This window comes from Frankia sp. R82 (assembly GCF_023716925.1).
Taxonomy (GTDB): Bacteria; Actinomycetota; Actinomycetes; order Frankiales; family Frankiaceae; genus Frankia.
Genome location: NZ_JAMQQG010000280.1, coordinates 48,390 through 57,262, shown reverse-complemented (window position 1 = coordinate 57,262; position 8,873 = coordinate 48,390). Strand labels below are relative to the sequence as shown.

The window sequence follows — 8,873 nt, the reverse complement described above, 5'->3', positions numbered from 1 at the left end:
GGCGTCGGCCGGCCGACGCCGACCGAGCAGCCCGCGTCGCGCCCGTGGACGGCCCAGCTCGCCATCGCCACGGCGCTTACGGCTCTTGCGCGCCGAACCATCGCCCGCGTCCGTCGCATCCGCGTCCGTCTCGTCCCCGCCGGCCGGGGTCGCAGCCAACGCGGCCTGGTCGGACGCCTCATGGTCCGCCCCGGTCTGCTCCGGCGCGTCGCCAGCGACATCGACATCGACGTCGGCGCCCTGCGTCACCGTGATGCCTTCGGCCCCGGAGGCCGTGATCTCAGCGGGAGCGATGATCTCAGCGGGAGTCGCGGTGGCCGGAGCAGCCGCGTCGTCCGTCTCGGCCTCGGCCGGCGCAACCTCGCCGGACCCGGTGGATTCCGCCGCCCTGTCCGGCTCGGGTACCGGGCTGGCAGCGGCCGTGTCCACCAGCGCGGCGTCGCCCGGCCCGGGCTCGACCGTCGCGGCCGGCTCGGTCACGGCCGGCCCGGCGGACCCGGTCGCGACGGGAACCTCGGCCGTCACGGCCTCGAGCACGGCTTCGGACTCGGCCGCGGTGGGCGCGGTCACGTCAGGCGCCGCGGCGGTCACCGTGAGCACGGCCTCGGATGCGGACCGATCCGCGTCCACCGGCGCGGCGGAGACGCCGTTGGACTCCTTGTGGGCGATGGCCGCATCCTGCTCGGTCAGGACGTCGAGGGCGATCGTGCGCCAGCCCTCGAGCACGTCGGTGACGACGAAGCCGGCGGCCGACAGGCTCTCGCGGTAGCGGACCAGCAGGTCGTAGGACAGCGCCGGGTCCGGCCCGGCCGCGTCGTCGTCAGCCACCGCGGCCGACACCCGATAGGTGGTCACCACCTCGGCCGCGGAGGTGGCAGGAGTCGCAAGGTTCTCGGTCAGCGTCCACGCCCGGCTGGCTGTCCCAGCGCCGACCGTGGCCCTCCCGGTGCCGGCGTCGCCGGCAGCTGCCGTGGCCGCGCCGGTGCCGGCGGCAGCCGTGGTCTGCCGGCTGCCTTCCGCCAACAGCGTGGCGATCCGCACCGCGGTCGGCACGGGCGCGGGGGTGTCTGTTTCGGTCGCTCTGGGCGTCTGGCTGTCGCTCTTACCCCATCGCACGGGCGCACGTCCTTTCGTCACACGATCATTGCGCCGCCCACAGACGCCCGCCGGTCCGACCCGTCCACCCGAAGCCCCGGCAGCGGGCGACCCCGACACCTGACGCCCTCGGCTGCTCGCTGACACCAAGGTGTCGCGGGCCGGACGCGCGCCCGTGACCAGGCAACCCGGCCCGGGCCGGACACCTGGACAACCCGACCGGCAGCGGCGGGCGACGACCAGCATTCTGACGGACGGACCTGACGCGCTCCGCATCGGGGTGTGTTTGGACACAGTAACGACATAAGCGCGCAAAGTGGACTTTTCCGCCGACAAGATGGGGTGGGCGAAGATGACGAGGCGCGTCGCGACGGGACTCGTGACGCGTCGAGTCAGCTACTACAACACTGTGCTGTCACGAGGATCGCGCTGCCTCGATCGGCGGCGCCGCACCGAGGCCGCCCCAACGCGGGCCAATGCGGTAATATCCTGCTTGCCGAACGTGACGTGCAGCGATGTTCTTCCTTACGACGGCGAGGTCGGGCGGAGTCAACGTGTCAGACGAACCGGCGGGCAGGTCCGCCGTTGGCGGCGCGGCGACCCCTGGGCCATCCAGTGAGGCCGACCGGGCCGGTGGGGCCGGTGGGGCCGACCGGCCCATCCGGGTGTTCCTGCTGGACGACCACGAGGTCGTCCGACGAGGCCTGCGCGACCTCCTCACCGAGGAGGACGATCTCGAGGTCGTGGGTGAGGCCGGTCAGGCCAACCAGGCCGCCGAGCGGATCCTCGCCTTGGAACCCAACGTGGCGGTGCTCGACGCGCGGTTGGAGGACGGCAGCGGGATCGAGGTCTGCCGGCAGGTGCGCTCGGCGAATCCGAGCGTGGCCTGCCTGATCCTGACCTCCTTCGACGACGAGGAGGCGCTGTTCACCGCGATCATGGCGGGGGCGGCCGGGTACGTCCTGAAACAGATCCGCGGCAACGCGCTGGTCGAAGCCGTCCGCCAGGTGGCCGCCGGCAAGTCGCTGCTCGATCCCGCCGTCACTCCACGGGTGCTGGTCCGCCTGCGGGAGGGCCCGGCCGAGGACGAGCGCCTCGCGGGTCTGACCGACCAGGAACGACGCATCCTTCGACTGATCGCCGAGGGCCTGACCAACCGGCAGATCGCCAGTCGGATGTACCTGGCCGAGAAGACGGTCAAGAACTACGTTTCCAGCATGCTGGCCAAACTCGGTCTGGAAAGCCGTACCCAGGCCGCCGTCTTCGCCACCCGGCTGAACAGCTAGCCACCCGGCCCCGCCACGACGGCACGGGTCACCGCAGGGGCAGGCCGTCCGGTGGGGTGAACACCCGCAGCGCCTCAGGCGTGGTGATCAGCGGTACCTGCCAGCTGACGGTCGTGCCGATACCGCTCTCCCCCGGCCCGAACGCCATCCGTCCACCCAGATCCACCGCGCGGCGGCGCAGGTTCGTCAGCCCACTGCTGCGCGACGCCCCGCCCGGGCCGCAGCCGTCGTCGCGGACCTCCACCAGCACGTCGACGCCGGTGACCCGCAGCAGGACGTCGATGCGGGTGGCTCGGGCGTGGCGGGCGATGTTCGACAGCGCCTCACGCAGCGCGGCGAGCATGTGGGGCCGGATGCTCGGAGGGACCCGCCGGTCGATCGGCCCGTCCACCCGGATCTGCGGGGTGATACCCAGGGCACGTTCGGTCTGGGTGAGGATCGCGCGGATCTCCGCGGCGAGGTCCGCACCGTCGGCGTCCGCCGAGGTCAGCGAAAAGATCGTCTGGCGGATGTCGGCGATGGTCTGGTCGAGTTCGTCGGCGGCGACGTGCAGCCGGGCGGCGACCGGGCCGCCGGCCATCCGGGCCATGCCCTGCAGCTGCAGGCCGGTGGCGAACAACCGTTGGATCACGACGTCGTGCAGGTCGCGGGCGATACGATCGCGTTCCTCGAAGACGGCGAGCCGTTCCCGGTCGCGGTGGATGCGCCCGAACTCCAACGACAGCGCCGCCTGGCCGGCGAACGCGGCGGCCATCTCCAGGTCCAGCCCGTTGAAGGGCACGGACGTGCCCTCGATCCCCAGCACCAGCACGCCCAGTGCCCGGCCGGCCGCCATCAGCGGCACCACCATTCCGAGCTCGGCCGGTGGATCGGGAAGATCCTCGCCGAACAGCGGACCGTCGATCGCCCCGGGGCCGACCAGCGTCGCCCGTCCGGTGCGCATCGCGTCGAGCAGACGGTCGTTACGCTGCAGGACCCGGCGGCGCAACCGTGCCGCACCCGCGCCGTCGACGACCTCGACCACCAGAGTTCCCTCCTCCCCGTCGGGGACGAGGACGGCGGCCAGCCCGGCGGCAGTCACCTGCCGGGCGCGGCGTGCCACCAACGCCAACGCCTCCTTCGGGTCGGCGACCGACAGCAGCGCCGTGGTGATCTCGGCACTGGCATGCAGCCACGCCTGCCGGCGCCGGGCCGTCTCGTACAGCCGCGCGTTCTCGATGGCGAAGCCGACCGCCGCGGCCAGCGCGCAGGCCAGGCTCTCGTCCTCGCGGGAGAACTCGCCGCCGCCGCGTTTGGCCCCGAGGAACAGGGTGCCGAAGGCCGCCCCCCGGACCATGATCGGCACATTCAGGAACGTGTCGAACCGGGGATGGCCCGGCGGGAACCCCACGGCCGCCGGGTGGTGGCCGACGTCGGCCACCCGCAGCGGCCGAGGATCACGCAGACTCTGCCCGATCAGGCCACGACCCAGCGGCAGCCGGCCGATCCGATCCGACACCTCGTCGTCGAAGCCGACGTGGAACAGGTCGGCGATCTCCCCCGCCGCACCGATGACACCCAGGGCGCCGTAGTCGCAGTCGACCAGGTTCGCCGCGGCCTCGGCGATCCGGCGCAGGGTCACCGGCAGGCTCAACTCCTGCGCGACATCGACGACGGCGTCGAGCAGACCCTGCATTCGCGACTGCACGGCTGCCACCTCGTCGACCGACGCGGACAACCGGTCGTGCAGGTCGTCCATCCTGGCCGTCCCTCTCCGCTACCCGCCGACGCACCCCGTACCCGCCGACGCACCGCGCCGCCCCATCCGGCCTCGCGGGACGGGGATCGCCGAAGCGGTTCACGCTGTCTCGGAGGATATCCACCAGGATCACCCAGGGAAACACCAACGCGGCACCCCGTATCTCCCACCTCCACCGCGCCACGCCCGGTCGGGGCGGGCCGGCTGGACGCACCGTCCGCGGCCGGGCCGTCGTACACTGTGCGCATGGCAGCGACGCGCCTCTTTCTGCACCGCGATCGCGTGACCGACCTTGGCCGGGCCGTCAGCGCGGCCTGTACCGGGCGGGGTTGAGCCACCGCCCTCGGTCCGTCGGCGGGTATCGGCCGCACGGTGATCGCGCCGGCCGCACCCGCAGGTCGACTTCGCCCGGGCAGGCCCCCCGTCTTCCGGTTCTTCCAGCCCTGACCCGCGTCGGCCACGGCTTCACTGCGCCGTAGCGCGCTCAGGTCGCGGTCCGCGTCTTTGCCCAGGGCATCCGTCCAGGCCACGCCGCCGTTGCGTTCGGCTACCTCCCTGGTCCGGGCGACGCCAGTGCCCGGTGCACCCGGCTTCGCCGGCCGACCGGCGAGCCTGCCACAGGTACCCGACCGGTTTCGCGATCGACGGCGCGGGCGTACCGCTGTCCGCTCCCCTGGAGATTCTGTGCCTCTGCTGCATCCGTCCCTGCTCGCCCAACCGGCTCTGCTCGCCCAACCGGCTCTGCCCGTCCAACCGGCTCTGCCCGTCCAACCGGCTCTGCCCGCGCGGCCGGCGCCGTCCACCGAGCTGGCCGCGCTGGCCACACTGGCGCCACTCGTCCAGCCGGCGGTGTTCCTGCCGCCGAGCTGCCTCAGCGACGAGCCCGGACGGGTCGATCTGGCGACGCTGCGCACGCTGACCGCCACGATTGCCGGCGCCCCGCAGGTGTGGCGGCCCGTCATTCACCACCAGCCCGACCGGCGCTGGTACACCCGGCTGTTGCTGTCCGCGACGGTCGAGGTGTGGCTGATCGGCTGGTACCCGGGGCAGCAGACCGAGATTCACGATCATGGTGGTGCACTCGGCGCACTGACGGTCGCCGAGGGTGTACTCGAAGAGGACCACTACGACCGTGCCTGGTCACTCGTCGGCCAGCGGACGTACACATCCGGCGACAGCGTCGGTTTCAACATCGCCCATGTGCACCGGGTCGCGAACCGCGGCACCGCACTCGCGACGACGATTCACGCCTACTCGCCGCCCGAGCTGCCCCTGCGCTACCTCCCCGCCGACGCCGCTTGCCCCGACGCCACGCCCGTCGGGGTGCCGGCCGCCGGGGTGGCGGTCGAGACCGGGCCCGAGATTCCACGACCGCAGACCCGCACCGCGGCTGTGCTGGCGACCGGGGACCCGCGTTGACCAGCTCCCACGCGGCGTCCGGGGCCGACCCGACGTCGAGGCCGGCGGGTGGCAGCCGAATCGACGCGATGCTCGCGGCAGCCCGGGCCCGGCTGCACCGGCTGGAACCCGAGGCCGCCGCCGAGGCGCTCGCAACGGACGACCACAGCGTGCTGGTGGACATCCGACCGGCCGCGCAGCGGGCCGCCGAGGGAGAGATTCCAGCCGCCCTCGTCGTCGAGCGCAATGTGTTGGAGTGGCGCTTCGATCCGACCAGCGATGCCCGACTGGAGATCGCCACCGGTGACGATCTCCAGGTGATCGTGATCTGCTCGGAGGGCTACACGTCGAGTCTCGCGGCCGACGCACTGCGGCACCTCGGCCTGACCCGGGCCACCGATGTGATCGGCGGTTTTCACGCCTGGGCCGCCGCCGGCCTGCCCGTCCGGCCCGGCACCACCGCCCACTGATCCGTCACCGGTCCACACCGCCCATCACGGCCCGGCCCTGATGCCACCGACGCCAGGCTGCCCATCGCGGGCTCGGACCTGATCCCACGCCGGCCTCCGCGGACCGCCGCGCACTCCCGCGCCGGGCGCCCCACCGGACCGACCGCATCCACCGCGGACCTGCCCGCGCACGGCCGGATGGCGGGTCCACCCCCCGGCCTGCCGCCTGCGCGCTACCCCGAACGGGGCGTCACGCGCATGCTCCAGCAAAGGCATTAAATGTAATTCTCAACACATTTAGGCCCGATGGGCCGCCCGAACGCGCCATGGCGGGCGGACTTCGCGGACTCGACATCTGCCCGTAATCGGCCCGTAGGCTAGCTGGAACACCGATCGTAGACCCCCGCACGGGGGACTACCCGCCGGTTGTCCCACACCCGACAGCGATCTTGCCATGGCCTGTTTCCGCTGCCCAACAGTACTTCCAGACCCCGGCCCGCCCACCGGCCCGCGGGTGACGGAGCCCGCCCGACGCCTCTCGCCATGATCGATTCGATCGTCTCCGGCGGCCCGACGATCTCTGGCGCGGACGCGTCCGACCCCTCTCGAACGACCGTCGACCGCTCCGGACGTTCGCGTTCCGGAACCCTTGCTATCCGGTCGAGAGGCGTCTACGTTCCTCGGTTAACGAGGCGAGACGGGATCGTTTCCAGGCGGAGCCACACCCCGGTTCACCGGTAGGTGCTGCTCCGCCGGAATCGAACCCGTGGCTACGCAGTACATCTCGCCTCGCCAAGGTTGACCTGCCTGTCTGGAGTGTCGCGCAACGCCGGATGTGGCGGTCTGCAAAGCATGTGTCCGCCTTTGCAACGTCAGCAGGAGTCGGTATGCCCAGTCAGCTCAGCGTGCTTCCCGCACGTGTCGTCACCGCACTCAGCATCCACTCGTCCGCGTGTCACCTCGGCTGCGGCGGCGCACGATGAGCGCCGGCGTACCGGTCCTGCCCGGGCGTGATCTGCCGCCGCAGCCCTTCGGCGCCGGTTGGCCCGCCTACTGGCGCCAGGAGGCAGCCTGCCGCGATGGCGATCCCGACGCCTTCTTCCCACCGGACGGTCGCAACACCAAGGCCCGGGCCGCCGCCGAGTCCCGCGCCCGCAAGATCTGCTCCGAGTGCCCGGTGCAGCGCCCCTGCCTCGCCACCGCGATCTTCCGGCAGGAGGAGCACGGTGTGTGGGGTGGTCTGACCTCGGACGAACGAGCCACCGTCGTCCCCCGCGGACGGCTGTCCGCCGACGACGCACTGGCTTTCGCTGACCGCCTGCTGCTGTCGACCTCCGTCGCGAGCTGATCGCGACCGCGGATACCGTAGTGCCCCGGCCACGCCCGCCCGGCTGACCGCCGCCAGGCGGGCGGGCCACCCCGGCCGGGGCCCCGGCCCACCGCCATCCTCCGCACCGACTCCGGCGCTCCGGGTGCCGCTTTCCGCCTGCCGGCCACGCACCGTCGCCATCGCCGTTTATTCGCGATGCGAACTTTCGTTCGGCGCGTTGATCTTCGTGGCCCTGCTACCGGGTTCAATCCGACATTCTTGTGTTTCCTCCCGGTAGAAGGACCCACGACCTCCAGTCACCTTGACCTCAACGCCCCAGCGGTCGCGAGATGCCAATCGCCGAACTGATTGATCGTCCCTGAGCGCAGATATCGATGCGCCGTGTGTCCGAGTCGGGGCATGGTATGGCATCCGCCGGTGCGTGACGCCGTTACCGGCGTGGCTGTGGACGACCCGAGGCCAGTGCCGCCCGCTCCCCTGGACGGCGCAGGGCCGGAGGCGCCAGCTGGCCTCGGACGACGCGGGACGGCACTGCGGACCATTGACGGGCGGGGCACGCATTGGCAGGCTGAGCCAGGCGGGGGTGGCACCAGTGCGGCTGCGATCGGGCAGTCAGACACGGACGACCAGGTCATCGGGGAGACGGCGGTGGACACGGCGGTGAACGGGGCACATGGAGCCCAGCCGAACCCGGCTCCGGTGCGCTGATGGCGGCGCACCGGTTGTTGTTGCTGCGCCACGCCAAGTCCGACTGGGCCGAAGGCGAGACGCCCGATATCGAGCGACCGCTGTCCGCATCCGGCCGAAAGGCGTGCGCCCTGGTTGCCGACCATCTGCGTGAGCACGCTCTCACCCCGGATCTCGTCCTGTGCTCAGCGGCCCTGCGCACCCGGCAGACCGTCGAGGAAATCGCGGGAGCGTTGCCGGCGGGCGTGCCCGTCGTCCTGGAGGACCGGCTCTATCTCGCCGAGGCCCAGACCCTGCTAGACCGGCTCCGCGACGTGGACGACGGAGTGCCGACCGTCCTGCTCGTCGGGCACAATCCCGGCATCCACACCCTCGCGGTGGCCCTGCTCGCCGAGGCCGACCGACCGCGGATTCCCACCTTCCCGACGGCGGCGCTCGCCGTCGAGGATCTCATCGTGCCCCGTTGGGCCGAACTCGGCCAGGCCGTCACCCGGCTGGCCGCGTTCGTCACCCCTCGCGAGCTGCGGGAATCCGCCGGGTCGAGCTAGTAGGCCTGCTCCATGATGCGGGCGGCCAGCGCGATCGCAGCCCCGCCGACCAGCAGCACGGCGGTCACGATCCACAGCGGCGTCGAGGCCAGCGGAAGGGCAACCGCCCCGACCACGAAGCCCGCGATGATCAGAAACACCGCAAGCCACGAACCCCTGTTCGCCTTGTGGTGACCGGTCTCGCTCACGTACCACTCCCGTCCTTGCGCCGCAGCCGCCGGCCGACCGCCCAGTGGCGGCACGCCCCGGCGTGCCTCGTTCCCGATGCGACCCTACCCGCGAACCCGTCCCGCGGGCCCGGGATGCCCACCACTGTTGGCCGGTCCATCCGGCCCCCGTCAC

7 protein-coding genes and 1 pseudogene are annotated in these 8,873 nt (G+C 72.0%); 5 read left to right on the top strand and 3 right to left on the bottom strand.

The annotated features are described in order from the left end of the window. Nucleotides 1-1,116, bottom strand: a pseudogene (locus tag ND747_RS20475) (hypothetical protein); the annotation flags it as partial. A 533-nt stretch (nucleotides 1,117-1,649) separates the two neighbouring features. Here ND747_RS20475 and ND747_RS20470 point away from each other — a divergent pair. After that, nucleotides 1,650-2,381, top strand: a complete 732-nt coding sequence (locus tag ND747_RS20470) for a response regulator (RefSeq protein ID WP_374216281.1) — start codon at nucleotides 1,650-1,652, stop codon at nucleotides 2,379-2,381. A gap of 28 nt (nucleotides 2,382-2,409) precedes the next feature. Here ND747_RS20470 and ND747_RS20465 read toward each other — a convergent pair whose 3' ends face one another. Beyond that, nucleotides 2,410-4,119 carry a GAF domain-containing protein gene (locus ND747_RS20465; RefSeq protein ID WP_251735478.1) on the bottom strand — a complete coding sequence of 570 codons (1,710 nt, stop codon included), beginning with the start codon at nucleotides 4,117-4,119 and terminating at the stop codon, nucleotides 2,410-2,412. 684 nt (nucleotides 4,120-4,803) lie between these two features. Between ND747_RS20465 and ND747_RS20460 the strand changes: the two genes are divergently transcribed. The 4 genes from ND747_RS20460 (at nucleotide 4,804) to ND747_RS20445 (ending at nucleotide 8,531) form a co-directional block, all read left to right on the top strand. Beyond that, complete coding sequence (locus ND747_RS20460) at nucleotides 4,804-5,538, top strand: cysteine dioxygenase family protein (RefSeq protein ID WP_251735477.1); 735 nt, start codon at nucleotides 4,804-4,806, stop codon at nucleotides 5,536-5,538. Between the two features lie 68 nt (nucleotides 5,539-5,606). Then, nucleotides 5,607-5,987: a rhodanese-like domain-containing protein gene (locus ND747_RS20455; protein ID WP_251735488.1), complete on the top strand. Its 381-nt coding sequence runs from the start codon at nucleotides 5,607-5,609 to the stop codon at nucleotides 5,985-5,987. Nucleotides 5,988-6,945: 958 nt separating this feature from the next. Next, a complete protein-coding gene (locus tag ND747_RS20450) occupies nucleotides 6,946-7,314 on the top strand; it encodes a WhiB family transcriptional regulator (protein ID WP_251735475.1) in 369 nt (122 codons plus the stop codon). Nucleotides 7,315-8,003: 689 nt separating this feature from the next. Then, nucleotides 8,004-8,531 carry a histidine phosphatase family protein gene (locus ND747_RS20445; protein WP_251735473.1) on the top strand — a complete coding sequence of 176 codons (528 nt, stop codon included), beginning with the start codon at nucleotides 8,004-8,006 and terminating at the stop codon, nucleotides 8,529-8,531. Here ND747_RS20445 and ND747_RS20440 read toward each other — a convergent pair. Next, nucleotides 8,528-8,719, bottom strand: a complete 192-nt coding sequence (locus ND747_RS20440) for a hypothetical protein (RefSeq protein WP_251735472.1) — start codon at nucleotides 8,717-8,719, stop codon at nucleotides 8,528-8,530. The genes ND747_RS20445 and ND747_RS20440 overlap by 4 nt on opposite strands. Nucleotides 8,720-8,873: the final 154 nt, after the last annotated feature.

What these genes read in the sequence shown, in the direction of transcription:
- ND747_RS20445 (WP_251735473.1), top strand. Translation starts at nt 8,004, where the DNA reads ATGGCGGCGCACCGGTTGTTGTTGCTGCGCCACGCCAAGTCCGACTGG.
- ND747_RS20465 (WP_251735478.1), bottom strand. Translation starts at nt 4,119, where the DNA reads ATGGACGACCTGCACGACCGGTTGTCCGCGTCGGTCGACGAGGTGGCA.
- ND747_RS20455 (WP_251735488.1), top strand. Translation starts at nt 5,607, where the DNA reads ATGCTCGCGGCAGCCCGGGCCCGGCTGCACCGGCTGGAACCCGAGGCC.
- ND747_RS20450 (WP_251735475.1), top strand. Translation starts at nt 6,946, where the DNA reads ATGAGCGCCGGCGTACCGGTCCTGCCCGGGCGTGATCTGCCGCCGCAG.